Origin of the sequence: Arthrobacter sp. EPSL27, assembly GCF_001512305.1 — a bacterium.
Taxonomy (GTDB): domain Bacteria; phylum Actinomycetota; class Actinomycetes; order Actinomycetales; family Micrococcaceae; genus Arthrobacter.
This window is the reverse complement of the sequence record NZ_LNUT01000003.1, coordinates 332,918-357,646: the sequence shown is the minus strand read 5'-3', so window position 1 is coordinate 357,646 and position 24,729 is coordinate 332,918. Positions and strand designations below refer to the sequence as shown.

General features: G+C 70.9%; 25 protein-coding genes. 7 read left to right on the top strand and 18 right to left on the bottom strand.

Annotated elements, in window-relative coordinates; all coding sequences use genetic code 11:
• Positions 1 to 133: 133 nt before the first annotated feature.
• Positions 134 to 2,176 carry a heavy metal translocating P-type ATPase gene (locus AR539_RS03705; RefSeq protein WP_231728490.1) on the top strand — a complete coding sequence of 681 codons (2,043 nt, stop codon included), beginning with the start codon at positions 134 to 136 and terminating at the stop codon, positions 2,174 to 2,176.
• Here AR539_RS03705 and ppsA read toward each other — a convergent pair.
• The 8 genes from ppsA to AR539_RS03665 form a co-directional block, all read right to left on the bottom strand.
• Positions 2,124 to 4,526 (bottom strand): phosphoenolpyruvate synthase, encoded by a 2,403-nt coding sequence (gene ppsA / locus AR539_RS03700; protein WP_066432660.1) that lies wholly within the window; start codon positions 4,524 to 4,526, stop codon positions 2,124 to 2,126. The genes AR539_RS03705 and ppsA overlap by 53 nt on opposite strands.
• A 33-nt stretch (positions 4,527 to 4,559) precedes the next feature.
• Positions 4,560 to 7,235: a cation-translocating P-type ATPase gene (locus tag AR539_RS03695; protein ID WP_066432657.1), complete on the bottom strand. Its 2,676-nt coding sequence runs from the start codon at positions 7,233 to 7,235 to the stop codon at positions 4,560 to 4,562.
• Positions 7,236 to 7,374: 139 nt separating this feature from the next.
• On the bottom strand, positions 7,375 to 7,839 hold the full coding sequence (gene soxR, locus AR539_RS03690) for a redox-sensitive transcriptional activator SoxR (RefSeq protein WP_066432655.1): 465 nt from the start codon (positions 7,837 to 7,839) through the stop codon (positions 7,375 to 7,377).
• Positions 7,840 to 8,132: 293 nt separating this feature from the next.
• Positions 8,133 to 8,927 carry a glycosyltransferase gene (locus tag AR539_RS03685; RefSeq protein ID WP_066432648.1) on the bottom strand — a complete coding sequence of 265 codons (795 nt, stop codon included), beginning with the start codon at positions 8,925 to 8,927 and terminating at the stop codon, positions 8,133 to 8,135.
• On the bottom strand, positions 8,928 to 10,346 hold the full coding sequence (locus AR539_RS03680; RefSeq protein ID WP_066432647.1) for a bifunctional PIG-L family deacetylase/class I SAM-dependent methyltransferase: 1,419 nt from the start codon (positions 10,344 to 10,346) through the stop codon (positions 8,928 to 8,930). It abuts the gene before it with no gap.
• On the bottom strand, positions 10,340 to 11,446 hold the full coding sequence (locus tag AR539_RS03675) for an acyl-CoA dehydrogenase family protein (protein ID WP_066432646.1): 1,107 nt from the start codon (positions 11,444 to 11,446) through the stop codon (positions 10,340 to 10,342). Before AR539_RS03675 ends, AR539_RS03680 begins: the two co-directional genes overlap by 7 nt.
• 173 nt (positions 11,447 to 11,619) lie before the next feature.
• Positions 11,620 to 12,297: an O-methyltransferase gene (locus AR539_RS03670; protein WP_066432644.1), complete on the bottom strand. Its 678-nt coding sequence runs from the start codon at positions 12,295 to 12,297 to the stop codon at positions 11,620 to 11,622.
• Positions 12,298 to 12,362: 65 nt separating this feature from the next.
• Positions 12,363 to 12,725, bottom strand: a complete 363-nt coding sequence (locus AR539_RS03665) for a thiamine-binding protein (protein WP_066432642.1) — start codon at positions 12,723 to 12,725, stop codon at positions 12,363 to 12,365.
• Positions 12,726 to 12,880: 155 nt separating this feature from the next.
• On the opposite strand from AR539_RS03665, the gene AR539_RS03660 reads away from it, so the two are divergent.
• On the top strand, positions 12,881 to 13,513 hold the full coding sequence (locus AR539_RS03660; RefSeq protein WP_066432637.1) for a TetR/AcrR family transcriptional regulator: 633 nt from the start codon (positions 12,881 to 12,883) through the stop codon (positions 13,511 to 13,513).
• A 5-nt stretch (positions 13,514 to 13,518) separates the two neighbouring features.
• Positions 13,519 to 13,935 (top strand): YkvA family protein, encoded by a 417-nt coding sequence (locus tag AR539_RS03655; RefSeq protein ID WP_066432636.1) that lies wholly within the window; start codon positions 13,519 to 13,521, stop codon positions 13,933 to 13,935.
• Between the two features lie 4 nt (positions 13,936 to 13,939).
• Here AR539_RS03655 and AR539_RS03650 read toward each other — a convergent pair whose 3' ends face one another.
• The 5 genes from AR539_RS03650 to AR539_RS03630 are packed head-to-tail and all read right to left on the bottom strand — an operon-like array spanning position 13,940 to position 16,303.
• Positions 13,940 to 14,563 (bottom strand): ANTAR domain-containing protein, encoded by a 624-nt coding sequence (locus tag AR539_RS03650; RefSeq protein ID WP_066432635.1) that lies wholly within the window; start codon positions 14,561 to 14,563, stop codon positions 13,940 to 13,942.
• Positions 14,563 to 14,754, bottom strand: a complete 192-nt coding sequence (locus tag AR539_RS03645) for a hypothetical protein (RefSeq protein ID WP_066432633.1) — start codon at positions 14,752 to 14,754, stop codon at positions 14,563 to 14,565. The genes AR539_RS03650 and AR539_RS03645 overlap by 1 nt, the downstream gene beginning before the upstream one ends.
• A gap of 60 nt (positions 14,755 to 14,814) precedes the next feature.
• Positions 14,815 to 15,126, bottom strand: coding sequence for an AzlD domain-containing protein (locus tag AR539_RS03640; RefSeq protein WP_066432631.1), 312 nt, complete (start codon positions 15,124 to 15,126; stop codon positions 14,815 to 14,817).
• Positions 15,123 to 15,863, bottom strand: a complete 741-nt coding sequence (locus AR539_RS03635; protein ID WP_066432630.1) for an AzlC family ABC transporter permease — start codon at positions 15,861 to 15,863, stop codon at positions 15,123 to 15,125. The genes AR539_RS03640 and AR539_RS03635 overlap by 4 nt, the downstream gene beginning before the upstream one ends.
• A complete protein-coding gene (locus AR539_RS03630; protein WP_066432627.1) occupies positions 15,860 to 16,303 on the bottom strand; it encodes a DoxX family protein in 444 nt (147 codons plus the stop codon). The genes AR539_RS03635 and AR539_RS03630 overlap by 4 nt, the downstream gene beginning before the upstream one ends.
• Positions 16,304 to 16,413: 110 nt before the next feature.
• On the opposite strand from AR539_RS03630, the gene AR539_RS03625 reads away from it, so the two are divergent.
• A complete protein-coding gene (locus tag AR539_RS03625) occupies positions 16,414 to 17,400 on the top strand; it encodes an ABC transporter ATP-binding protein (protein WP_082699171.1) in 987 nt (328 codons plus the stop codon).
• A complete protein-coding gene (locus tag AR539_RS03620; protein ID WP_066432624.1) occupies positions 17,393 to 18,985 on the top strand; it encodes an ABC transporter permease in 1,593 nt (530 codons plus the stop codon). The genes AR539_RS03625 and AR539_RS03620 overlap by 8 nt, the downstream gene beginning before the upstream one ends.
• Positions 18,986 to 19,036: 51 nt before the next feature.
• Here AR539_RS03620 and AR539_RS03615 read toward each other — a convergent pair whose 3' ends face one another.
• Both AR539_RS03615 and AR539_RS03610 read right to left on the bottom strand, forming a co-directional pair.
• Positions 19,037 to 19,468, bottom strand: coding sequence for a hypothetical protein (locus AR539_RS03615; protein ID WP_066432622.1), 432 nt, complete (start codon positions 19,466 to 19,468; stop codon positions 19,037 to 19,039).
• Between the two features lie 83 nt (positions 19,469 to 19,551).
• Positions 19,552 to 20,448 carry a glycerophosphodiester phosphodiesterase gene (locus AR539_RS03610; RefSeq protein ID WP_066432620.1) on the bottom strand — a complete coding sequence of 299 codons (897 nt, stop codon included), beginning with the start codon at positions 20,446 to 20,448 and terminating at the stop codon, positions 19,552 to 19,554.
• Between the two features lie 50 nt (positions 20,449 to 20,498).
• Between AR539_RS03610 and AR539_RS03605 the strand changes: the two genes are divergently transcribed.
• Complete coding sequence (locus AR539_RS03605) at positions 20,499 to 21,836, top strand: DUF445 domain-containing protein (RefSeq protein WP_066432618.1); 1,338 nt, start codon at positions 20,499 to 20,501, stop codon at positions 21,834 to 21,836.
• Positions 21,837 to 21,865: 29 nt separating this feature from the next.
• On the opposite strand, the gene AR539_RS19850 is transcribed toward AR539_RS03605, so the two are convergent.
• Positions 21,866 to 22,300: a hypothetical protein gene (locus AR539_RS19850; RefSeq protein ID WP_331457469.1), complete on the bottom strand. Its 435-nt coding sequence runs from the start codon at positions 22,298 to 22,300 to the stop codon at positions 21,866 to 21,868.
• Positions 22,301 to 22,358: 58 nt separating this feature from the next.
• Between AR539_RS19850 and AR539_RS19845 the strand changes: the two genes are divergently transcribed.
• Positions 22,359 to 22,634 carry a hypothetical protein gene (locus AR539_RS19845; RefSeq protein ID WP_331457468.1) on the top strand — a complete coding sequence of 92 codons (276 nt, stop codon included), beginning with the start codon at positions 22,359 to 22,361 and terminating at the stop codon, positions 22,632 to 22,634.
• On the opposite strand, the gene AR539_RS03595 is transcribed toward AR539_RS19845, so the two are convergent.
• Together AR539_RS03595 and narI are read right to left on the bottom strand one after the other, a co-directional pair.
• Complete coding sequence (locus tag AR539_RS03595) at positions 22,624 to 23,844, bottom strand: MFS transporter (protein WP_066432614.1); 1,221 nt, start codon at positions 23,842 to 23,844, stop codon at positions 22,624 to 22,626. The two genes, AR539_RS19845 and AR539_RS03595, sit on opposite strands and share 11 nt — an antisense overlap.
• A gap of 51 nt (positions 23,845 to 23,895) precedes the next feature.
• Positions 23,896 to 24,729 (bottom strand): respiratory nitrate reductase subunit gamma, encoded by an 834-nt coding sequence (gene narI / locus AR539_RS03590; protein ID WP_066433104.1) that lies wholly within the window; start codon positions 24,727 to 24,729, stop codon positions 23,896 to 23,898.

Below are 24,729 nucleotides of genomic sequence, written 5' to 3'. Positions count from 1 at the left end.
TCCGCGTCGTCCGCGGTGCGGCGCTCCGTAACCTGGATCCCCACGGGCCTGTGCGGGAGCCGCCAGCAGTAGGATGCAACTAACCCAATCTGTCATCCCGACGCCGAGACTGAGGCGGCCCGCCGTGAAACTAATGCTCCGGTACCCGCTCGTGGCGGGCACACTTGCGGCCCTCCTGGCGGTGATTGTCCTGCTGCTGTCCGGGCAGCCGGTGGTTGCGCAGGTCTCGGCCAGTATCTACGCCCTGGCCGTGGCGGCCTACCTTGCCGTCGGCATGGCCCGCCGCCTGATGGGTGGCCAGTGGGGCATCGACATCCTGGCGGTCACCGCGATTGTCAGCACGGTACTGGTAGGCGAATACATCGCCTCCATGATCATCGTCCTCATGATGGCCGGCGGAACCGCCCTGGAGGACTACGCCGCCGGCCGGGCCAAGAAGGAACTGACGTCCCTGCTGGAACGCGTCCCCCAGACGGCCCACCGCGAGCGGGGCAGCAGCTCCGCCGCCGGAACACCCGCCGCCGGAACAAAGACAGCCGACACCGACGGCCAGCATGAAGATGTGCCCGCCACCGACGTCGGGATCGGGGATATCCTGCTGGTGCGCCCGGGAGAGGTGGTGCCGCTGGACGGCATCCTGCTCTCGGACTCCGGCACCTTCGACGAATCCTCCCTGACGGGCGAAAGCCTTCCGGTGGAACGGTCCGCCGGGGAGCCGCTGATGAGCGGTTCCCTCAACGGCGAGGCGGCAGTCCGGATGCGGGTGACGGCCCGGATGGAGGATTCGCAGTACAGCCGCATCGTGGCCCTCGTCAAAGAGGCCTCGGAGAGCAAGGCGCCCATGGTCCGGCTCGCCGACCGGTACGCCATCCCGTTTACCGCCCTCGCCTACACCTTGGGCGCGGCGGGCTGGATCATCAGCGGGGACCCGGCCCGGTTCGCGGAAGTGCTGGTGGTGGCCACCCCCTGCCCGTTGCTGATTGCCGCGCCCGTGGCGTTCCTGGGCGGCATGAGCCGGGCCGCCCGTTCCGGTGTGATCGTCAAATACGCCGGCGTCCTGGAACAGCTGAGCCGGATCAAGACGGCGGCGTTCGACAAGACGGGCACCCTGACCTACGGCCGGCCCGCCCTGGTGGGCGTCCGGACGTCGGGCGCGTTTTCCGAGGACGAGGTGCTCGGCCTGGCGGCCTCGGCCGAGCAGTACTCCTCCCATGTGCTCGCCGCCTCGGTGATGGATGCCGCGCGCACCCGCGGGCTGGTGTTCGAGCCCGCCACGGAGGCGACTGAATACGCCACGCACGGCGTCCGGGCCCGCTTCGACGGCCGCGACGTGGTGGTGGGGAAGCCCAATTTCGTGGCCGAATCAGCCGCCGGCGTCGTGGAAACGGACCTGGCCAGCGGTGAACTCGCCATCTACGTGGGCGTGGCCGGGAAGTTCGCCGGCGCCCTGGTGATGAGCGACCCGCTCCGCGGGGAGGCCCACCGCACGCTGGCCGAGCTCAAGGAGCTTGGGGTCACGCAGACGGTCATGCTGACCGGCGACGCCCTTGCCACCGCCGAACACATCGCGGCCGAGGCGGGGCTTACCGACGTCCGGGCCGAGTGCCTTCCGCCGGACAAGGTGGAGGCCGTCCGGTCCCTGCCGCTCCGCCCGGTGATGATGGTGGGCGACGGCGTCAATGACGCCCCTGTCCTGGCGGTCGCCGACGTGGGAATCGCGATGGGCGCCCGCGGCTCGACGGCGGCCGGCGAGTCGGCCGACGTCGTGATCATCCTCGATGACCTGTCCAAGGCCGCCACCGCCGTGCGGATCGGACAGCGCACCGTCAAGGTGGCGCTGCAGAGCATCTGGATCGGCATCGCGCTGAGTGTGGCCCTGATGGTTGCCGCGGCCGCCGGCTACATCCCGGCCATCGCCGGCGCCCTGTCCCAGGAGCTGGTGGACCTGGCCACCATCCTCAACGCGCTGCGGGCGCTCAGCGCGGGCAAGGACAACACCGGCACGCGTGCCGGAAGAAACAGTGCCGGAAGAAAGCGTGCCGGAAGAAAGGGTGCCGGAACAAAAGGGGCCGGGGCGACGGGCACCGGCGTTGGAGGCCCCGGCCTGCCGGCGGCCGGGAGCGCTACCGGGACGGTCGCTGGTTCTCGGCTTCCGCGATCCGCGGAACAGTCCTGAGGTAGCTGTCCGGGTTCAGGGAGATCGAATCGATCCCCTCCCCGACCAGGAACGCCGCGAACTCGGGGTGGTTGCTGGGGCCCTGCCCGCAGATCCCGATCTTGATCCCGGCGGCGTGGGCCTGCCGGATCGCCTCGCTGATCATGGCCATCACGGCTTCGTCCCGTTCGTCGAAGAGCGCCGCCAGCTGCGCCGAGTCCCGGTCCACCCCCAGGACCAGCTGGGTGAGGTCATTGGAGCCGATGGAGAAGCCGTCGAAGCGCGTGGCGAACTTGGCGGCAAGGACCACGTTGGACGGGATCTCGCACATCATGTAGACGTGCAGGCCGTCCTGGCCGCGGACCAGGCCGTGCTCGGCCATGACGGCCAGCACCCGGTCCGCTTCGTGTGGAGTGCGGCAGAAGGGCACCATCACAATGACGTTGGTGAACCCAAGCTGTTCGCGGACCCGTTTGAGGGCGGCGCATTCGAGGGCGAACCCCGCACGGTAGCGGTCGTCGTAGTAGCGGGAGGCGCCGCGGAAACCGAGCATCGGGTTTTCCTCCGGCTCCTCGAAGGCGGAACCGCCGATTAGGTGCGCGTACTCGTTGGTCTTGAAGTCGCTGAGCCGGACAATCACGGGCCGGGGGTAGTAGGGCGCGGCGATCTTGGCGATGCCCAGCGCCAGGGCGTCGACGAAGTAGTCTTTCGGGTCCGGGTAGCCGCGGGTGAGGTCCCGGATCTGTCCGGCTTCCGCGGGGTCGGTGACCCGGTCGGGGTGGACCAGCGCCATCGGGTGGACGCGGATCAGGCTGCTGATGATGAATTCCATCCGGGCGAGCCCGACGCCGTCGGCGGGCAGGCGCCACCACTGGAAGGCCGCCGCGGGGCTGGCGATGTTGACCATGACTTTGGTGCGCGTCTCCGGCAGGTCGCCGAGGTCCACTTCCTCGGTGTCGAACGCGAGGGTCCCCTCGTACACCCGGCCTTCATCGCCCTCGGCGCAGGACAGGGTCACGGCCAGGCCTTCGGCCAGGACCGCGGTGGCGTTGCCGGTGCCGACGACGGCGGGGACCCCGAGTTCGCGGCTTACAATCGCCGCGTGGCTGGTGGGGCCGCCGTGGTCCGTGACGATGCCGGCGGCCCGTTTCATGATCGGAACCCAGTCCGGGTCGGTCATTTCGGTGACCAGGATGGCGCCGTCGCGGAAGTTCTCGATGTCCCCCGCGCTCCGGATCACGCAGGCGGTGCCCTGCGCGATCGAGTCGCCGATCGCGGCGCCGGCGGCCAGCACGGTGCCGGTTTGCCGCAGGTGGTGGAGGGTGAACCGGGAGCCCGATTTCTGCGACTGGACGGTCTCCGGCCGCGCCTGGACCATAAACAGCTCCCCGGTGACGCCGTCCCGGGCCCATTCCATGTCCATCGGCCGGGCGTAGTGCTCCTCGACGCTCACCGCCCAGCGCGCCAGCGCCAGGATCTCGGCGTCGGCCAGCACAAAGGCGCGGCGTTCGGCGTCGGAGGTGTCCACCATCTTGGTCCGCGCATGCCCGCCCCGGCTGTAGACCATCTTGCGTTCCTTGGAGCCGAGGGTCTTCTCGATGATGGGGCTGAACTCGTCCGCTTCCCCGGCCGGCGCCAGGAGCGGCTTGAACACAAGGTATTTGTCCGGGTTGATGGTGCCCTGGACCACGGTTTCGCCCAGGCCCCACGCGGCGCTGACCACGGCCACCCGGGGGAACCCGGAATCGGTGTCGATCGAGAACATCACCCCGGAGGCGCCGACGTCGGAACGCACCATCCGCTGGACGCCAATGGAGAGGGCGACGTCGAGGTGGTCAAAGCCTTTGACCTCGCGGTAGCTGATGGCCCGGTCGGTGAACAGCGAGGCGTAGCAGCGGCGGCAGGCGTCCAGCAGTTCCCGTTCCCCCGCGATGTTCAGGAACGTCTCCTGCTGCCCGGCGAAGCTCGCGTCGGGCAGGTCCTCGGCGGTGGCGCTGCTGCGGACCGCGACCGAAAGCCGGTCCTGCCCGGCGCGCCGGCCCAGCTCCCGGTAGTGGGCCCGGATGGACTCGCCGATGTCCGCGGGGAACTCGCTCTCAAGGAACATGTCGCGGATGGCCTCTCCGGTGGCGCGCAGCGTGGCCGCCCCGGAGCGGTACGCTTCGATCCGCGCGCGCATGGCTTCCTCGATGCCGTTGGCTTCGAGGAAGCGGCGGTAGGCACCGGCGGTGGTGGCGAAGCCGTCCGGCACGCGCACGCCCTTGGCTATGAGGGACTGGATGAGCTCGCCGAGGGAAGCGTTCTTGCCGCCTACCTGCGGGACGTCGCCCATGCCGATCTGGTCGAACCACAGCACCGGGGAGTCAGTCATGGACCCCATCCTTGGGCGGCGGGCCGTCCGGTGTCAGAGTCTTTGGACCTTTGTGGCCGCTGCGGCCGTTCCGGCCCGGCGGTGCCGGACCGTTTTGTACAGCCAGTCGGCGGCCAGGACGGCGGGAATGGCGGCGAGCGCCACGGCCAGGCCGCCGGGCGACGGCGGGGCGTGGCCCAGCAGGGTGGCCAGCGGCCCGAGGAACAGGAACACCAACAGCAGCCCGAGCTCGGCCAGCACGGCCCAGACCAGCAGCCGGTTGCTGAACCAGCCCAGGCGCCACGGCGGCACGGTGGCGCTGCGGCAGGCGAACGCGTTGGCCAGCTGCGCCAGCACCACTGTGGTGAAGGCGGCGCCGGAGGCGGCCATGAGCACGTCCGCCGCCGGGAGTTCAGCCCCGGGGGTCCAGCCGGCGCCGAGGAGCACCGCCGTGTACGCCGTCATTTCGAAGAGTGCCTCCACGGGGCCCAGCAGCCCGAACACCCGGAACATCAGCGCCTTGTCCATCAGGTGCCTGCGCTCCGGCGGCCGCTTCAGCGTTCCCTTACTGGGGGCCTCGCTGCCCAGCGCCAGCGCGGGCAGCAGGTCCGTGCCGATGTCGAGCGCCAGGATCTGCAGCACGCTCAGCGCCAGGGGGAAACGCCCGCCGGAGAGCGCCCAGATGACGAACGGGGTGAGCTCGGCGACGTTGTCCGTCAGGTGGTAGGTCAGGAACCGACGGATGTTGGCGTAGGTGGCGCGGCCCTGCTCCACCGCGGCGATGATGGTGGCGAAGTCGTCATCCAGCAGCACCAGGTCCGCCGCCTCGCGGGCCACGTCCGTGCCGCTGAGGCCCATGGCCACGCCGATGTCGGCCTGCTGGAGGGCCGGGCCGTCGTTGACGCCGTCGCCGGTCATCGCCACGACGTGGCCGCGGCGCTGCAGCAGGCGGGCCACCCGGAGTTTCTGTTCGGGGGTGACGCGGCTGATCACGACGCCGTCGCGGTCCAGGAGAGCGGCGAGAACGGCGTCGTCCTCGGGCAGGCTGTGCCCCTCCAGGACCAGTTCGGGCGAGCCGACCAGCCCGGTCTCCCGGGCGATGGCGGCCGCGGTGAACGCGTGGTCGCCGGTGACCATGGCCACCTTGATGCCCGCTTCCCGGGCCGCCGCAAGCGCCACCCGGACCTCGGCGCGGGGTGGGTCGTGCAGGCCGATCAGGCCCAGGAGGATCAAGCCGCTCTCGAGGTCTTCCAGCCTGGCCCCGGGTTCCGGCGGCGCGGGCAGCCGGCGCTGCGCGACGGCCAGGACCCGGAGCCCGTGCGATGCCATCTGGTCCACCTGCTGCCGCGCCCGGGTGGCCCCGGCGGCCGTGCCGCCGTCCTCCGCGCCGGGGGTCCCGTCCGCGCCGTAGGTACACAGCGGAATCACGGATTCGGGGGCTCCCTTGACGTAGAGGATGCTGCCCACGATCGCCGATTCCCGCAGCCTGCGCGGGTCGAAGGCGAAGCGCTGGGACGGCTCCGGCTCGCCGGGCTCCTCCCCCGGAACCGCCAGCCTTGCGGCGAGTGCATCGATGGCGGCCTCCATCGGGTCGCCGTCGGCGATCCACTGCCCCTCGTGCAGCACCGCGCGGCCCTTCGACGCGGCCAGCGCGGCAATGCTGAGATGCCGCGCCTCCGCGGTCCCCGCCCCCGTGACCTCGGCCTCGGGCGCGTAGCCCGCGCCGATGACGCTCACCACCCCGGCCGGAGTCCAGACCTCGACGGCGTTCATGCGGTTCTGCGTGAGGGTGCCGGTCTTGTCGGTGCAGATGAACGTGGTGGAACCGAGGGTTTCCACCGCCTCCAGGTTCCGGACGAGGGCGTTGCGCTGGGCCATCCGCTGCGCCCCGACCGCCAGGGACAGCGTGACGGTGGGCAACAGGCCTTCGGGCACCAGCGCCACGGCCACCCCGATCGCAAAGAGGAAGGCATCCCGCCAGGAAATGCCGACCAGCAGCGAGAGGACAAAAAACAACACACCGATGCCCAGTGCCACTGCCGCGATCACCCGGACAATGCGCTGGAGTTCCCGCGCCAGCGGGCTGGGCGGCGCCTTCACCCGGCCGGACAGCGCCGCGATCTCAGCGAGCCTGGTGCCGCCGCCGGTGACGGCGACAATCCCCTCCCCCTCGCCGTTGACCAGGAAGGTGCCGCCGAACACGGTGTCCCCGGGCGCCTTGGCCACGGCCTCGCTCTCGCCGGTGAGCATTGATTCGTCCACCGAGCAGCCCGCGGCCAGTTCCAGGCGGAGATCCGCCGGGACCCGGTCGCCGGCCAGCAGCACCACGGCGTCGCCCGGGACCAGTTCGGTGGTGTGGACTTTGACGATCCTGCCGTCGCGGCGGACCGAGACCATGGCGGGGAGCAGCTCGCGGAGACGGGAGGCGGCATGCTGGGCGCGCTCCTGCTGGATGTAGGCGAACAACCCGTTGACCAGGATCACGACGACGATTGCCACGGCCAGCTGCGGCATGCCGGCCACGTAGGCCAGCACCGCGGCACCCCAGAGCATGAGGGCGAAAAAGTGCGTCAGTTCGGCGAGGAGCTTGCGCCAGCCCGGGACCGGGCGGCTGGTGGGCAGCGTGTTCGGCCCGACTTGCTGCAGCCTGCGCGCCGCTACCGCCGAGCTCAGGCCCGGCGGCGCGGCTGCTGCCGCGGCGGGCGGGCCGCCGGCCGGCCCCGGCGTCACAACTGCCTGGGGCCGCTCAGGCGCAGCACCGCAGACCGGCCCCGGTCAGGTAGCTCATGGATCGAGGGTGCGCCCCGGCTGCGGCCGCCGGTTAGGGCCAAAGGTCACAGCGGCGCGCCGCCGGCCAGGCCGGGCGCGCTCACGTGCCGGCGTCCCGCGCGCGGCGGGCCCAGCGCGATCCGGCGCCCTCTTCCGCGGCGGCGTCGTCGGGGTTGATCAGGGAGCACCGGCCGAGGGACAGGCACCCGCATCCGATGCAGCTCTCAAGGGAACTCTCCAGGACCTGCAGTTCGCGGATCCGCCGGGCCACAAGCCCGGCCCACCGCCGGCTCATGGCGCTCCAGTCGGCCTGGGACGGCGCCCGGTCCGCGGGGAGCTCGTCCAGGGCCGCCTTGATCTGGTCCAGCGACAGGCCCACCCGCTGGCCAGCGGCGACGATGGCCAGCCGGCGCAGGGCCAGCCGCTGGTACCGGCGCTGGTTGCCGGCGGTGCGCTGCGAATGCACCAGGCCGCGTTCCTCGTAGTAGCGCAGAGTCGGCACGGTGATTCCAGCCCGGGAGGCGGCTTCGCCGACGGTCAGCAGGGAGTGGGAGGTGTGTGGCACCGGAGCAGTCTGCCACGCCGGCGATTTGACCTCAAGTCGACTTGAGGTTGTTCAGTGGGGTCTGACAGATTCCGTATCACTCGAAAGCAGGACTATGAGAAACCGCCGCAAAACCCGCTCGAAGGACCCCTTGCCCGGGGAGGCTCTCCGGCCCGACGACCTGCCACGGCGTGACCAGCGGCCCTGGGAAACCCGTTCCTTCGACGCCGCATTGACGTCCCTGTCGCAGTTCCGGTGACCGGCGCGGCGGCCGGGTGAAGCGGCCGGATGAATTCGTGGCCGCCCGGTGCGGGTCAGTCGACTGCGGGTGCGCGGTGCCGGCCCAGCGTCCGCAGGTAGGCGCCGAAGCCGTGCGGTGCCCGGGCATGGGTCCGGCCCGAGGTCAGCACGCGGATGCTGTCCGTCGCCGTGACGGTGAAGGCCCGGCTGCGGAGGTTCTGCACCAGGGTCCGGTCCTCGTGCGAGGCGAGTTTGGGGAAGCCGCCAGCGGCAAGGTACGCCGAGGCCCGCACGCCGAAGTTGGCGCCGTAGATGTGCGGGTGGTCCTCCTCGAACGGGTGGCGTTCCAGCCAGCGGCGGAGCAGTTCCGGGTCCATGCCGTCCGGGTCCGGCTCCACGGAGCCCAGGACGGCATCGGCTCCGGCCGCCGCGAATTCCAGCTGGCGGATCAGCCAGTTTTGCGGCACCTGCGAATCCGCGTCGGTGTTGGCCAGCCAGGTCCGGCCCGCCCACGGCGGGGGCGTCCAGCGCTTGCCGGGCGGCCGCAGCCTCGCTGCGCCGATGCCGGCGGCGCGGATCCCGGCTTCCCGGCTGGCGCCGGCGTTGCGGAACCCTGTTTCGAGGACGTGGAACCGCCGGTCCGCGGCGGCGTAGCGGGCTGCGATGCCCGCCGAACCGTCGGTGCAGCTGTCCAGTACCACGGTCACGTGGACGTCCACTGCGCCCTGGTGCCGGTGCAGGGCGTCGGCGGCGCGCTGCACCGCCAGCAGGGCGCGGTCCAGGTGCGCGTCCTCGTTGTGGGCGGGGATGACGACGGCCACCCGGTCGATACTGTGTCCGCGGGGCAGCGGCAGGGCGAGGGCGGCCATTCAGAGCACCGGGCCCGTCGCAGCCGGCGGCTGGTCCGGGCCGGCGTCGGGGGCGACCAGGATCTCCAGGAGGAAGTCCCGGTCCCGGTAGAGCCCGGCGTCGGCCCAGCCGAGCTGGCGGCGCGCGGCTGCGTGGACCGAGTCGCCGTCGAGTTCCCACCCGTCGATGGGGTGCCGCCAGTGGCACAGGGCCAGGGTGCCGCCGGGCAGGAGTGCGGACTCGACCCGTTCGAACAGCCGGGCCAGTTCGTCCGGGGCGAGGTAATAGCCCACCTCGGAGACCACCACCAGGTCGAACTGCCCGTCGGGCCAGTCCTGCGGGACGGTCAGGTGCCGGGTCCGGGCCGCGGGCAGGTGGGCCAGGCGGCGGGACGCGTGGGCCAGCGCGGCGCTGCTGGCGTCGACGGCGAGGAAGGTTCCGCAGCGTTGCGCAAGCTCCGCGCTGAGCGTCCCGATCGAGCAGCCGATCTCGAGCCCGGCGGAGTACTCCAGGCCGGGCAGGGCTGCGAGGGTGAGGGAGCGTTTGCGGCGCTCGTACCAGCTGGTGGTGTACTGCCAGGGGTCGTCGGTGTCCGCGTGGACGGCGTCGAAAACGCCCTCGGCGTCGGCCGCGGCGTAGGAGCCGGACGTGCCCGCCGCCGCGGGCCGCTGCCACGCGAACGTCTCGAACGGCCGTTCGAAGTGCGCCAGGACGTGCTGCGGGAGCAGCACCTCGTCGCCGGGCCGGTCGGAGAGGGGCCGCACCTGCGAGGTGTGGGAGGCCATGGCCTCCGCTTTGGCCTGCCGGTCGGCGGGGTCCAGGGGCAGGCGCAGCCACGTGCGCCAGGCCGCGTCACCGGCGTCCGCCCAGAGCCAGTACCAGATGGGGTACTCCAGCAGCCCGTGACCGCCCGCGCCGGCAACATCCGCCGCGGCGGCGCCGAGGGCCTCGTGGTCCGTGTGCCCGTCGTGCCGGTAAGGCGCCACCAGTGTGATCCGCTCCGCCGGCAGCCCTTCGGCGGCGAGGCCGGCGACGGCGCGGTGCAGGGCCGCGGCGATATCCGCCCGGTGCTGGGCGAGCCGGCCGTCCGGCAGCGTGAGGAAGTGCCAGTCCGGGGCCGCCAGCAAATGGGCGAGGGCACCGCCGAACTCCTCAAGCCGGACGGCGGCGAGCTGTTCCGGCGTTGTGGTGGGCGAATCCGGGTGGGAGGCCTCCCCCGCCGTGCACAGCAGCACCGTCACGCGGGCGCCCAGCCGCCGCAGCCGGGCCATCAGCCCGCCGGCGCCGAGGGATTCGTCGTCCGGGTGGGCGGCCAGGACGATGAACGCCTGGCCGGCGAGCTCCCCCGCGTCGAGCGGCAGCTCGGGAAGCGCGGCGAGCCCGCTGGCCGCCCACGCGTCCTCGCTGGTTCCGGCGTCCTGGTGCGTGAAGCTCACCATGGGTGCTCACCCTTGAGCGTGAGGGCGCCGAGCTGGGCGTCGTCGCGCATGCCGTGATGCTGGCGGATGTACAGGGAGAGGTCTGCCATGCGCTTTCCGTAGACGGGGTCGAAGGCCAGCGGGGCGGGCCCGAGGTTCTGGCTGACCAGCGCCTGGATGCGTTCGACGGCGGGGGCGACGTTGCCGCGGACGCGCAGCGCCTCGCGCCAGGCGCCAGGGCCCGAGAGTTCCCCGGCGTCGATCCGCGCGGCGGTCCGGGCGAGGTAGCCGGTCAGGGCGGTGAGGGTGCGGTCGATTTCGCCAAGGTGGGCGAGGGCCAGCTGGTCCGGTTCCCGCCCGCCGTCGGCCGCTTTGGCCAGGGAGTCCCTGAATCCGCGGGCCACCGCGACGGCGCCGCCCAGCCAGCAGGCGGCCACGCCCATGCCGCCCCAGGCGAAACCGGGCCGGCGGTAGTACCAGCCGGCGTCGCCAAGGGGCACGGCCGGAACAGCGTCGAAGTGCACGGTGCCGCTGGGGATTTCCGTGAGGCCGCGGCTGGTCCATTCCGGGTCCGCGAAGGCCACCCCGGGGGCGTGGAGGTCGACGGCAAAGGCCGCCCGGCCGCCGTCGGCCAGATGGGCGGTTACGACAGCGTGGTCCAGCTGGGAAGCGAGCGAGCACCAGGGCTTGGAACCGTGCAGCTCGAAGCAGCCGTCCACCGGTTTGGCCTCGAGGCGCAGTCCGGCGGCTTCGGCAGCGAACACACCCCACGCGCCGTCGAAGTGGACCCCGCCAAAGTCCGGGCAGTCCCCGCCTTCCAGCACCGCATGGCCGGCGGCCTGGGACAGGATCGCTGCGGCATCCAGGTGCGGTTCGATGGCCCGGCCGGCGGCGACGTCGACGGCGGTGACGGACGCCAGGATCTCCCACAGCAGGGCCGTCCGGCCCTCGCCGGGTTTGGGGGCGGCCCCGCCCGCGGCCTTGGCGAGCTCCAGGAGAGCCGGCACATCACCGACAGCGGAGCAGGCGGATTCCAGCAGCGGGCTGAGCCCGGCCAGGTCCTCCGGGGCAGAGCTGATCCGCACGGGGAGGGGCCGCGGGGAATCGGGGGTCCGGTTCATTCGGTGGCCTGTTCTCCTTCGAAGTGCGTCTGTTGCGCCCGGCATCCATACCGGGCCGGCGGGCTGCCGCCCGGCGCTTGCCGCACAGTAAATCTAAGCACACTTAGCACTTTGTGCCCCCGGCCGTGGCGCCGGCGCGGGGCCGGGTCCGCGTTCCGTCTCCTGCCACCGGTTCAGACCACCCGCGCCAGCGCGAACCCGTCCCAGCCTTTGGAGCCCACGGTCTGGATCACGGTGCCGTCCAGTCTGGGATCCTCGCCCAGCATCTGCAGGGCGCTGATGATGCCGGGGGCATTGACAGTGTCCACCGACGGGTCCAGCACCGCCCCTTCCCAGACCACGTTGTCCATCACGACGGCGGTGCCGGGGCGGCCAAGGCGGATGGCCCAGTCAAGGTACTGCGGGTTGTTTTCCTTGTCCGCGTCGATGAACACAAAATCGAAGGGTTCGGCCCCCTCGCCGGCGAGCGCCGGCAACGTCTCCAGTGCGGCACCCACCCGGATCTCCACAAGGTGGCCCAGCCCGGCGGCGTCCAGGTTGGCGCGGGCCACGCGGGCGTGCTTGGGGAGGTATTCGCACGTGACCAGCCGTCCGCCGTCGGGCAGCCCCTGGGCCATCCAGATGGTGCTGAACCCCGCCAGGGTCCCGATCTCCAGCACACGCCGCGCGCCGGAAAGCTGGACGAGCAGTTTCAGGAGCTTGCCGGCGTTCGGGGCGACCTCAATGGGCGGCATGCCCGCTTCCAGCGCGGTGGCCACGGCGCGCCGGAGGGAGGCGTCCGGGCGCACCACGGTCTCGGACAGGAACTCTTCGACGGCGATCCAGCGGCCGGTGGGCTGATGCTCGAACATCCCCCGAGTATTCCAGCTGGCCCGTCCCGGCGGTAGGCTCCGGGCCGGGTGCCGGCTGAGTACGGCTAGCCCGCGGACCGCCCGTCGCCGAGCGCCTGCTCCAGGCGGTCCAGCTTCCTGGTGAGTTCGCCCGCATAGCCCGGCCGGATGTCCGCTTTGATGACCAGGGAGACCCTGCTGCCGTAGCGGCCCACGGCCTCGGTGGCGCGTTTGACGACGTCGAAGACCTCATCCCATTCGCCTTCGATCGTGGTGAACATGGAGTCGGTATGGTTCGGCAGGCCGGAGTCCCTGACGATCCGCACCGCTTCGGCGACGGCGTCGTGGACGGAGGCTTCGTCCGCGGGGACGCCGGCGGCCCCGGCGGATGAGTCGTTGGCGGCGGCCGCGGGGCGGCCCGAGGGAGCGACGGAGAAGGCAAGCAGCATGGCACCAGTCTGCCATGCGATCCGGCGGGGCGGCGGCGCGGCCGGAGTCCGGATTTTTCCGCCCGGGACCCCGGATTCCGGGGCCGGAACCGTCACATAAATCAATACCCGGTAGTAACCTCCCGGCTACGGCCCCGCGTTGCTAATCTGAGCAAATGAACCGGGTAGCAGACCGCAGGCCGCTCCGAGCCGATGCCGCGCGGAACGTGGATAAGATCATCACCGCCGCCCGCCAGTGCTTCCGGGAGCACGGGCCGGAGGTCCCGCTGCAAACCATCGCCGTGACCGCCGGCGTCGGCCCCGCCACACTGTTCAGAAACTTCGCGGACAAGGAAGAGTTGGTCCTCGCGGCGCTGCACCGGCAGCTGGGCCTGCTGGTGGATCCCGTCATCGAAGAGGCCCTCGCCGGGCCCGACGCCGCCGACGGCCTCTTCCGGGTCATCGAGGCGCTGATGGGGGTCGCCAGCGAGGAGGCCAACCTTTTGGGGGCCGTGGCCGGCCGCCGCGGTCTGCTGACCGGCATCACCGGCGACCTGATCGAGTCCGTGGCCGTGCTTCTGGGCCGCGGCCAGGGCCAGGGAACCCTGCGCAGCGACATCTCGATGACGGACATGATCCGCCTGCTGGCCATGCTGATCGGCGTGGTGGACACCATGGAGGCCGGGTCCGACGCCTGGCGCCGTCCGGTGGCCCTCGTGGAGGACGCCATCCGCACGGAGCGCCCGGACCGGCCGCTGCCGCCGCAGGCACCCCTGCCGGGCACCGCTTTCGACTCCGTCCTCGGCTAACCCGGGTGTCCTGGGAAACTGTGGCAGGCGCCGTCGGCGGCGTGCTGCTGGTCTATGCGCTCCTGCTGCTGCTCCTCTGGGGCTACGCACGCCGTCACCCGGAAACGGTCGCGATGAAGGATGCGCTCCGGCTGCTGCCGGACCTGCTGCGGCTCCTGCGCCGGCTGCTGGCCGACAAGAGCGTGGGCGCCGGGGTCCGGGTCCGGGTGGCCCTGCTGGTGGTGTACCTGCTCTCGCCGATCGACCTTGTGCCGGATTTCCTGCCCGTGATCGGCTACGCGGACGACGTGATCATTGTTGCCCTCGTGCTCCGCTCGGTGGTGGCCCGCGCGGGCGTGGACGCGGTGCGCCGGCACTGGCCGGGAACACCTGCCGGGCTGGAAATCGTCCTCAGGCTCGCAGGCCTGGAAGCGCGCCGCTAGGAGCTCAGCCGCTGACGGCCGGTCCGGCCGGACTGCCCTCGAAGCGCCGGAGGATTTCCCCGGCGACGATCCGGAGCTTCACGTTCCGGTTGTTCGACACCTTGGTCAGCAGCTCGAATGCCTCCGACTGCGAGCACCGGCTCTGGGCCATAAGGATGCCGGTGGCCAGGTTGATCACGGACCGCGAGCGCATGGCCTGGAGCAGGTCCCGGTTCGCGCCCTGGGTGGAATCGATCCGGACTGCCAGCCGCACCGTCCGGGCCGCCCGGGCAGCGAGCGCCTCACAGGCTGCGACAGCGCCGCCGTCGAACGCCCCGGGCGACGACGAGAAGAGGGTCAGGGTGGCGGCTGAGTCCCGGTCCTCCAGCAGGGGAAGGGTGAGAATACTGCCGCTTCCGGGCTGGGCCGCATCCTGAGCCCCGTCCGGCACCGGCGCCCCGGGACCGCTGGCCGCGAGTACCGCGGGCCGGCGCTGGCGGGACAGGCACACCGAGCACAGGACCGTGCGTCCGGTGACGGCCGTGGCGAACTCGGCGGCAAACACGGCTAGTTGGTGGAGGAAATCCTCCAGCTGGTCAGTTTCGATCAGGAGGTCCTGCAGGCGCTCCGAGAGCCGCGTCCCGGGCATCAATCCTCCGCTGGCTTCTCTTTGGCCTCCTGCAGGTGGTGCTGCAGTTTTTCCTCTGCCTCCCGGCGACGGCGCGCTACATCGCGCAGTTCCCTGGTGGACTCGGGTCCCGGCGGGACGAACGGCTCATGCTGTTTGGGATGCTGGCCCTTTCCGGGCGCAGCAGCCTCAGGATCGTCCTTGTCGCTCATATCCGAATGCTTTCACGGGGCACCGGGCCCAAGTAGGGACTAAAGACCGTTGTGGCCCCGCTAGCTCCAGCCCAGCATGCGCAGCCCGGCAGCCGCGGCTGCTCCGGCAATGACCACCACCAGGAAGGGCGCCCGGAACAGCAGGGCAACGCCCGCCGCCGCCAGCGCCCCGAGGCGCGCGTCCAACGCCAGCGCCTGCCCCGAGGCCACCGTGTTGAGGATGGTCAGGGAAGCCAGCAGGCCGATGGTCATGGTCCCGGCGATCCGGGACATCCGGGGGTCGCGGAGCGCGCTGGCCGGAATGAGGTACCCCAGCAGCTTCCACGCGTAGGCCAGCGCGCAGGAGACCAGCAGCCACATCCACAGGTTCATGCGGCATCCCCCGACGGACGCGGGTGCGGGTGTTCGGCATACGGATCGACGTCCGGTTCCAGGCCTTCGTCGCTGCGGCCGTGGCTGAACCAGCCGATGGCCGCCGCGACCACCGCGGCAACCAGGATGGGCACCCCGGCGGGCACAAACGGGACAGCCAGCACCGTGGCCAAGGCGCAGACGACGGCGATCGCCACGGGTTCGCGGCCCTTGAGCCGGGGCCAGAGCAGGCCCAGGAATGCCGCCACCGCCGCGCCGTCGAGGCCCCACTGCTTGGGATCCCCGAGGGACGCGCCCGCCAGCGCCCCCACGGCGGTGAAAAGGTTCCAGAGGATGAAGATGCCCACCCCGGCGGTCCAGAAGCCGCGTTGCTGCTCCAGCGGATCCGTCTGCCCGGTGCTGGTGGCGGTCGATTCGTCGATAGTGACGTGGGCGGCGGCGAAGCGCCGCCAGCCGCGCGGCTGCAGCAGGGCGTTGATCTGCATTCCGTAGATTCCGTTGCGCATGCCCAGCAGCGTGGCTGCCCCCATCGCGGCGATGCCCGATCCGCCCCCGGCCACCACCCCGATGAAGGCAAACTGCGAGCCGCCGCTGAATAGCAGCAGGCTCAGGGCCATCGTCTGCCAGAAGTCGAGTCCGGAGGTGACCGACAGGGCCCCGAAAGACACGCCGTAGAGCCCGGTGGCGATGCTGATGGAGACCCCCACCCGGACCGCCGGCGACTGCAGGAGCTTCACGCCCGGACCGGGTTCCGCAGGCTCCAGGCCCAGGCGATCAGCGGCGCCTGCAACGGCAGCCGCAGGGTGTGCACCCGGCGCTGGCCGGGCGTCCCGTCCGGGCCGTAGGCCTTGCGCAGGGCGTCGAGATGCCCGGCCAGGAAGAGGGTGAACATGGCTGCGATCCCGCCCGCGGCGGCGCGGCGGGTTGCCGGAATGAGCAGCCCGACGGCGGCGCCCGCCTCCAGCAGTCCGCTCAGGGCCACCCACTCATCCCGGGACAGCACGGCGAGCGGGGCGTTGGACCGTTCGCCGGAGTCGTCACGGCAGATCAGGTCCGGCACCACCGGGCCGAAGAACGCCGGGTCGCTGAAGTGCTTCCCGGCGCTGGTGAACAGCAGCGCGCTCATGGCCAGGGCGGAAAGTGTCTGGGTGTCCCGGCCGGACCAGCGAGATGGCATGGCACCACTCAACCACAGCCGCGGCCCCCTCGCTAAACCGCGGCCCGGGCCCGGAAAGCAGGACTTTCCGCAGGGGTCCCGGCGCGGAAATCCGGCGTAACTTGTTGACCATGGACAGCGTGGTGGAGATGACCGGGGTGGTGAAGCGTTTCGGGGCCGTGACGGCCCTGGACGGCCTGGATTTCGAGGTGGCCGCCGGCGAGGTGCATGGCTTCCTCGGACCCAACGGGTCGGGCAAGTCCACCACCCTGCGGCTCCTGCTGGGCCTCCTGCGCAGCAGCGCAGGTTCCATCCGGGTACTGGGGCTGGACCCCTGGCATGATGTGGCGGCCCTGCACCGCCGCCTGGCCTACGTTCCCGGGGACGTGGCGCTGTGGCCAAACCTCACCGGCGGCGAAGTGATCGACCTCCTGGGACGGCTGCAGGGCGTCCACGACCGCGCCCGCCGGGACCGTCTGCTGGAACTGTTTGAGCTGGACCCCAGCAAGAAGTCCCGGACATATTCGAAGGGGAACCGGCAGAAGGTGGCCCTCGTCGCAGCCCTGGCCACGGACGCCGAGCTCTTCCTGCTGGACGAACCGACCAGCGGCCTTGACCCGCTGATGGAGGACGCGTTCCGTGGCTGCGTGCGGGAGCTCCGCGCGCAGGGGCGGACGGTGGTGCTCAGCAGCCATATCCTCAGCGAAGCCGAGGCCCTCTCCGACCGGGTCAGCATTATCCGCGCCGGGAAAGTGGTGGAGACCGGGCCGCTGGAGCAGCTGCGGCACCTGACCCGCACCTCCGTCACCGCCGATCTTGCAGCTGTCCCGCCCGGGCTGGACGTGCTGCCCGGGGTCCACGATGTGGTGGTGACGAACCACCGGGTCACCGCCCAGGTGGAGCCCGCCGGCCTGGGTCCGTTCCTGGACGCGCTGACCTCCGCCGGCCTGCAGTCGCTGACCAGCCAGCCCCCGACCCTGGAGGACCTGTTCCTGCGGCACTACGGGGACATCTCCGCCGGAGACGCCGCCGCGGCCGTCGGAACCACCACCGGACGGTCCGGCGTTCCACGGCCCGGACTCCCGGGGGACGGCGGGCGGCGGTCCCGCGATGCGTGAGACCCTGGCCGGCACAGGCGTCATGATCCGGCTCGGTCTGCGGCGGGACCGGTGGCTGCTGCCGTTCTGGATCGCCGGGTTCGCCCTGATTTCCTATTCGACGGCGGTGGCCGGCGCCGAGCTGTATCCGGAGCTGGGCAGCCGCGTCGAGGCCGCCACCGCGCTGAACGCGACCGCGTCGATGGTGGCCCTCTTCGGGCGGATCTACGATCCCACCTCCATAGGTGCGCTGTCGCTGATCAAATACACCGCGTTCATGACCGCCATCCTCGCCGTGCTGATGGCCATCCTCGTCGTCCGGCACACCCGCGCCGACGAGGAGAGCGGACGCCTGGAACTGCTGGGCGGCGGCAGGCTGGGCCGTGACGCGCCGCTGGCGTCCGCCCTCACCATCAGTCTCGGCGCCAACCTGGCCCTGGGGCTCCTGTCGGCGGCAGCACTGACGGCCGGCGGACTGCCGTCCAGCGGCTCCCTCGCATTCGGGCTGGGCTGGGCCGCCACGGGGATGGCGTTCAGTGCCGTGGCAGGAGTGGCGGCCCAGGTGACCGCCAGCGCACGGGCCGCCACCGGATTCAGCATCGGTTTTATAGCCGTCACCTATGCGCTGCGTGCGGTGGGCGACCTGGCCGAACCGGGCCCCTCGGTCCTGTCCTGGCTGTCACCCATCGGGTGGAACCAGCAGATCCGGGCCTTCGCCGGGGACCGCTGGTGGGTGCTGGCGCTGCCGGCAGCCCTGTGCCTGGTCCTGGTTCCGGCCGCCTTCGCGCTCCGGGCCGCGCGCGATCTTGGCGCCGGGCTCCGTGCGGAGCGGCCCGGGCCGTCCGCCGGTTCGCTCGCCGGGGTCTGGGACCTGGCCGTGCGCCTGCAGTACCGGTTGCTGCTGGCGTGGTCTGTCGCGTTTGTCCTGTTCGGCGTGGTGATCGGTTCCCTGGTCAGCAACGTGGGCGAACTGCTGAATTCGCCGAACGCCCAGGACCTGATCAGGCGGATCGGCGGCCAGGCGGCCCTGACGGATGCCTTCCTGGCCGCGGAGATCAGCATCATGGGGGTGCTGGCGGCCGCCTACGGGGTCTCTGCCGCCAACCATCTGCGCAGCGAGGAGGCCTCGGGCCACACGGAAGCCCTGCTGGGCACGGCCACCACGCGCATCCGCTGGGCTGCCAGCCACTTCGCGTTCGCCCTGGCCGGGGTCACCGTGCTGCTCCTGCTGGCCGGGGTTTCGATCGGCGCCGGCGCCGCCTCCGCCGTCGGCGATGCCGCCCTCGTGGGCCGCAGTACCGTGGCCGCGCTGGCCCAGGTCCCCGCCGCCTGGGTGCTGGCCGGTGTGGCCCTGGCGGTGTTTGGCTGGGCGCCGCGGCTGGCCGGGATGGTGTGGGTTTTCCTGCTGGCACTGGTGGCCCTGGGCGAATTCGGGGTGCTCTGGAACGCACCGGAGTGGCTCATGGAACTCTCGCCGTTCCGGCATTCCCCGCTGCTGCCGGTGGACTCCGGCGCGGTGCCGGCGCTGGCTGCCCTCACGGTGGCCGCTGCGGCCCTCGCGGCGCTTGGTTTTGCCGGCTGGCGCCGCCGCGACCTGACGGCGTAGCCGCGGGTGGTCCCAGTGAAAGTGGCCTAAGTAAGGCTGCCCGACGCCAGGCTAGCGGCCCGTCAGCCCTTGCCACTCCACGGTTGAGTCAGCCAGATTCGCCCGGCACAATTTCCGCCCCGGTTTCGCATCGTCGTTGCCCATTTTGTACATGTATTCGATGCCAAGCTCGTAGCCGGTTGCGCCGCCGGGAAGCGTGATCTGCCGGGTCCCGCCGAGAAGGGCCACCTTGACCAGCCTGATTTTTTGCGGGCGCAGTTGTGTGGGCCCGGGGGCCTTGCCGGAGGCCTGCACCTGGAGCTGTTCAATACAGAGGTTCTTTACGCGTTGGTGAACCGCGGGGTCGACGGCGGGCACAGCATCTGCCGGCGCTTTGAGGACCAGCGCCGCCTCCGGGGGTGTGGGGTCTGCCTGCGGCGGGCTGCAGGAGACCAGCAGCCCCGCCAGCAAGGCGCAGATCAAGGTTGTACCGGTCCGATGCATAGCTCCCCCACTTATTTCCCGCCTGTTCCGTGAGCGCATGCTCCCGGGGCGGCCCTTGGAAAAGCTGGAACTGACGGTCCGGGCTAGCGGCTCCGGGAGCCGGCGGACAGCTGGGCGAGGACCTGGGCGGGCCGGTTGGTGGTGATCTCGTGGACCCCGAGTTCCTGGCAGAGTGCGACGTCGTCCTCGGAGTCCACGGTCCACACCCGGAAGCGGCGGCCTGAATTGAGCCAGCGCCGGACGGTCCGGGAATGGCTCCGGACGTAGTCGATGCCAGGTCCGGCCAGCCCGGTCTCGCAGTCGTCCAGGATCCGCTCGGCCTCCACCTGGGCGGCCCGCATCAGGTTCGCCAGCGCCCCGCCGGTCAGCGCGCCCAGGCCAAGCTCCTCACGGATCTCCTCGACGTCGACGTCGTCCACGAGCTGGCACACGGCGGAAGCGGGGACGGACTTCAGCAGGTGCTTCACCGAGTCCGGGCTGAAGCTCATAAAGGACACCTTGATGTTCCCCAGCCGGGATGTCGCCGGGTCCCAGCCCTGGGACCGGAGAACCTCCAGGACCCGGTCCTCCAGCTTGAGCTGGAACGGGCTGGGATGCTTGAGCTCAATGGCCAGCCCGATCTCCCGGCCCGCGGCCTGCAGCAGGACCAGCAACTCCGGGAGGGTCAGCAACTGGGTGGATTTGGCACCGTACGCATCCGGAATCCGGGCGCCCTTCCAGGAGGAGAAGTCCAGCTGCCGGAGCTCGTGCAGCGTGCGGTCCGCCACCGGGCCGGTGCCGTCGGACGTGCGGTCCAGGGTGGCGTCGTGCAGGAGCACCGCGTGCTGGTCCCGGGTCAGGTGGATGTCGCACTCGACGCCGTCGGCGCCGTCGGCAATGGCCCGCAGGTAGGCGGCCCGGGTGTGCTCGGCGAAGGCACCGCTTGCACCGCGGTGGGCGTAGACCAGCGGACGGGCTGTGGCGGACTCGTCAGTCGTCATGCTGCCACGTTAGCGGACAGCCCTGCCCGATGCGGGGCTAGGCTGGGCACATGCAGGTGAATACTGAGCCAAGTACCCGTCCGGAAGGCCCCGGCGGCGCCGCGGACCGTGCTGCCGGGGCCGCGTCCCGACGCCAGCGGATGGCCGCGGCCGACGCCGAGAAGGCGTCCGCGCTGCGGAGGATGAAGCTGCTGGCGCTGTCCCTCCTGATCCTGATGGCGGTGATTTTTGTGATCGCCTTTGCCCTGCAGGACCAGTACCCGTGGCTCCAGTACGTCCGCGCCGCTGCCGAGGGCGGGATGGTGGGCGCCCTCGCCGACTGGTTCGCAGTGACAGCCCTGTTCAAATACCCCATGGGTGTGAAGATCCCGCACACAGCCATCATCCCGCAGCGCAAGGACCAGATCGGCGCCTCGCTCGGGGAATTCGTGGAAACCAATTTCCTCTCCGAGGAAGTAGTCCACGAAAAGCTCGCGTCCGTCGACATCGCCCGCAAGGCCGGGGCCTGGCTCTCCGGGCCCGGCGGCGCCGAACGCGTCGCCAAGGAAGGCGCGGCCGTCATCCGCGGCGCTTTCACGGTGCTCAACGACGACGATGTCCAAGCGGTGATCGAGGGCATGGTGCGCCGGCACCTGCTCGCCCCGCCGTGGGGACCCCCGGTGGGCCGGGTGGCCCAGCGGATCTTCGACGACGGCCACCACCACGCACTGGTGGACGTGCTGGTGGACCGCACGGTGGACTGGGTGCGGGACAACCAGGAGACCGTCAACCGGCTAGTCACGGACCGCTCCCCCACGTGGGTGCCGTCGTTCGTGGACGGACTGGTGGGCGACAAGGTCTATATCGAGATCCTGAAGTTCACCCGCGCCGTGCAGGCCGATCCGCAGCACCAGGTCCGCCTGTCGATCGACAAGTACCTCAAGGACCTCGCCCAGGACCTGCAGCATGATCCGGTGATGATCGCCCGGGCCGAGGGCATCAAGGCCCAGCTCCTCGGCGATCCCGAGATCCGGGAACTGGCGTCCCGCACGTGGGGCACCATCAAGGCCGCCCTGCTCTCCGCCGTCGACGACCCGCAGAGCGAACTCACGGTGCGGTTCAAAGCCGCGGTCCGCGATTTCGGCGCACGGCTGGTGTCCGACGCCGAGCTCGCCGGCAAGGTGAACACCTGGATCGGGGACGCCGCGGGGTACCTCGTCCGGACGTACCGGTCCGACATCGCCGGGGTGATCACCGATACCGTGGCCCGCTGGGACGCCGAGGAAACCTCGCAGAAGATCGAGCTGCAGATCGGCAAGGACCTGCAGTTCATCCGCATCAACGGCACCGTGGTGGGCGCCCTCGCCGGGCTGGGGATCTTCACGGTGGCGCATCTGGTCTTCGGCTGACGGTGCCCGCCCGGACCAACAGCTCTCCGCTAGCCCGCCGGCCGCAGCGATGTAATCATCCGCTTGATGGCACTGTACTCGGCGGTGCCGGCGTACAACCGCGCTTTCTCCAGGTACGGCAGTGACGGGTCACCAGGCGTGAGATTGTTTTCCGGGTCGTAGAACGCCCCGAACATGGCGGAGTTGGGCGGCCACAGGAAGAAGTGGAACATGTAGCAGGTTGAATCCCCTTCTGGCAGGGGTAATGCCGTAATGCCGTAGGCCGCCGCCGGGGTGTCCGGCGGCCCGGGAGCAATGGCGTTGCCGCGGGTTTCGAACATGTACCGCGGCACCCACCCGGGCTGCGCCAACTGCGGCATCTCCTGTGAATCCAGCACGGCGTAGGGGTACTTTTCGATGCACGTGGAACCCGTTGCCATGTTGGTGCGGAGCGTCGCCATAAGCCGGCCGTCCCCGGTGGTCACCTCCGCGAACGCACCGCCGCCTTCGGCCAGTTCCCCTGCCGGGTCGCGGACCCGCCAGGTGGACGGAAGATCGAACGTCAGGTCGCCGGCCGCCGTGGTGTACGTGGTCCAGTTCTCCGACGCCGGGGGGCTGCTTGCGGGGCCCCCGGCCGGGCTGGGTGGCGCGGACGACGTCGAAGGCGCCGCCGTCGGCGTTCCGCTCGTTGCAGCGGCCGGAGAGCCGGGGCTGGACGAGGGTGCCGGCCCGGCCGGCGCACCGCAGGAGCAGGCCCCCAGCAGTAAGAGCGAGAGCATCGCGCCCGGTACGGCGGAGGCCCCGGCCGTCATGCCGTGACCTTCGCCTTTGTCCTGCCCGGGACGGCGAAGATGGTGAAGGCCAGCGCGGCCAGCGCCGTGACCACCAGCAGCAGCAGCCCGATCGAGTAGCTGCGCGACGCGGCGTCGTAGGTCGCTCCCATGATCAGCGGCGGGAAGTAGCCGCCCAGGCCGCCGGCCGCGCTGACCACTCCGCTGATGCTGCCGACTTTCCCTGGCGGGGCGAGCACTCCCACCCACGCGAACACGCCGCCCGTCCCGAGGCCCAGCGCCGCTGCCATGGTGACGAACGTCAGGCCGGCGGGGACTTCGCCGTCGGGCTGCAGGTTCACCACCCAGGCCAGGACGGCGACGCCGGCCAGCGAGGCGATGACGATCGGCTTGGGCCCGAACTTGTCCGCCAGCACTCCGCCCAGGGGCCGTGCCAGCACGGCGGCCAGCGCGAAACCGGCGGTGCGCGCCCCGGCGCCGCTCGGATCGAAGGTGTAGACGTCGCGGAGGTAGGTGGGCAGGTAGGTCGCGAAGGAGACGAACCCGCCGAAGACCACGGCGTACAGGAAGCACATTTTCCAGGTGACGGGCGTCTTGGCGGCGTCCAGCAGCTTGGGCAGGACCGGCTGCTTGTTGCGGGTCCAGCCAGGGGCCTCCTTCATCAGGAACCAGACCAGCGGCGCCATGACAGCGAGTATCCCGGCGATCAGCAGGTGCGTCGGGAAGTAGCCGATCCCGGCCACCAGCCGGGGATTCAGGAAGGCCGCCAGCGCGGTCCCGCCCATACCGGCGCCGAAGACGCCGGTGGCGAAACCGCGCCGTGACGGCTCGTACCAGGCGCTGACAAAGGGGATCCCGACGGCGAAGACCGTTCCGGCGACGCCCAGCAGCAGCCCCGCACCCAGCACGAGGGCGAAGGAACTCAGCAGCCCGCCGACCGCCACGAGCAGGATCGGCAGGATGGATGCCAGCAGCACGAAAGTGAACATCGCCCGGCCGCCATGTTTGTCGGTCAAGGCGCCCACCACGATCCGGCCCAGCGACCCGACGAACACCGGCATCGCCACCAGCACCCCGGTGGCGGCCGGCGTCAGCTCGAGGTTCTGCGTATAGAAGGCGCCAAGGGTGGCCACCGAGTTCCAGGCCCAGAACCCGGCCACCGAGGCCGAGGTGGCGAGCACCAGGTTGAGCGTCCGCCCGGCGGGGGCGGTTGAACGAACGGGCTCGGATCCGGCCACTGGTCTTCCTCTCGGTTCGGCGTCGGCTCGACAGAGCGGTCGCAGTGTCGCTCAGCGGTTCCGGGTGTCCCGGTCGCGGGTCCCGACGGCGGACCAGCCGCGGCGGGCAGGGACGTTCGACGCGCGGCCGGCAGGGGCGCCGGGCCTGCCGCCCGCGCGGTCCCGGTCCCGGGAGCGGTAAACGATGTAGGGGCGGAACAGGTAATGCAGCGGCGCGGTGAAGGCATGGACCAGCCGGGTGAAGGGCCAGATCACGAAGAGTGCCATGCCCACCAGCGTGTGCAGGTGGAAGGAGAACGGCGCGGCTGCCATGGCGGCGAGGTCGGGCTGGAAGATGAACAGGGAGCGGAACCACGGCGCCACGGTTTCGCGGTAATTGTGCCCGTGTTCGCCTTCGAACACACTCGCCAGGGTGGTCCACAACCCGAGCACAATCGCCCCGGTCAGCACCACGTACATGGTCTTGTCATTGCCGGTGGTGGCCATAAAGACCGGGCCGGTGGTGCGGCGGCGGTAGATCAGCAGGATGATCCCGCCCAGGGTGCCGATCCCGGCAATGCCGCCGACGAAGAGGGCGTTGAAATGGTAGAAGTCCTGGCTCATTCCCACCGCCTGGGTCCAGGCCATCGGAATGACCAGGCCGAAGAAGTGGCCCGCGATCACGGCGAGCAGCCCAAAGTGGAACAAGGGCGAGGCGATCCTGAGCAGCCGGGATTCGTACAGCTGGGAGGAGCGGGTGGTCCAGCCGAACTGGTCGTATTTGTAGCGCCAGACCAGGCCGCCCACCAGCACCACCACCATGACGTAGGGCAGCACGCCCCAGAGCACGATGTCCAGGGCGCTGAGCTCGACGGCGGCTCCGGGCTCTGCTGCGAAGGCCGGCAT

Coding starts and splice junctions, on each gene's coding strand:
- AR539_RS03620 (WP_066432624.1), top strand. CDS start 17,393: ATGCGTGAGACCCTGGCCGGCACAGGCGTCATGATCCGGCTCGGTCTG.
- AR539_RS03615 (WP_066432622.1), bottom strand. CDS start 19,468: ATGCATCGGACCGGTACAACCTTGATCTGCGCCTTGCTGGCGGGGCTG.
- narI (WP_066433104.1), bottom strand. CDS start 24,729: ATGCCGGCCTTCGCAGCAGAGCCCGGAGCCGCCGTCGAGCTCAGCGCC.
- AR539_RS03650 (WP_066432635.1), bottom strand. CDS start 14,563: ATGCCCGGGACGCGGCTCTCGGAGCGCCTGCAGGACCTCCTGATCGAA.
- AR539_RS03685 (WP_066432648.1), bottom strand. CDS start 8,927: ATGGCCGCCCTCGCCCTGCCGCTGCCCCGCGGACACAGTATCGACCGG.
- ppsA (WP_066432660.1), bottom strand. CDS start 4,526: ATGACTGACTCCCCGGTGCTGTGGTTCGACCAGATCGGCATGGGCGAC.
- AR539_RS03630 (WP_066432627.1), bottom strand. CDS start 16,303: ATGCCATCTCGCTGGTCCGGCCGGGACACCCAGACACTTTCCGCCCTG.
- AR539_RS03665 (WP_066432642.1), bottom strand. CDS start 12,725: ATGCTGCTTGCCTTCTCCGTCGCTCCCTCGGGCCGCCCCGCGGCCGCC.
- AR539_RS03645 (WP_066432633.1), bottom strand. CDS start 14,754: ATGAGCGACAAGGACGATCCTGAGGCTGCTGCGCCCGGAAAGGGCCAG.
- AR539_RS03605 (WP_066432618.1), top strand. CDS start 20,499: ATGCAGGTGAATACTGAGCCAAGTACCCGTCCGGAAGGCCCCGGCGGC.
- AR539_RS03610 (WP_066432620.1), bottom strand. CDS start 20,448: ATGACGACTGACGAGTCCGCCACAGCCCGTCCGCTGGTCTACGCCCAC.
- AR539_RS03705 (WP_231728490.1), top strand. CDS start 134: ATGCTCCGGTACCCGCTCGTGGCGGGCACACTTGCGGCCCTCCTGGCG.
- AR539_RS03625 (WP_082699171.1), top strand. CDS start 16,414: ATGGACAGCGTGGTGGAGATGACCGGGGTGGTGAAGCGTTTCGGGGCC.
- AR539_RS03640 (WP_066432631.1), bottom strand. CDS start 15,126: ATGAACCTGTGGATGTGGCTGCTGGTCTCCTGCGCGCTGGCCTACGCG.
- AR539_RS03680 (WP_066432647.1), bottom strand. CDS start 10,346: ATGGTGAGCTTCACGCACCAGGACGCCGGAACCAGCGAGGACGCGTGG.
- AR539_RS03670 (WP_066432644.1), bottom strand. CDS start 12,297: ATGTTCGAGCATCAGCCCACCGGCCGCTGGATCGCCGTCGAAGAGTTC.
- AR539_RS03675 (WP_066432646.1), bottom strand. CDS start 11,446: ATGAACCGGACCCCCGATTCCCCGCGGCCCCTCCCCGTGCGGATCAGC.
- AR539_RS03660 (WP_066432637.1), top strand. CDS start 12,881: ATGAACCGGGTAGCAGACCGCAGGCCGCTCCGAGCCGATGCCGCGCGG.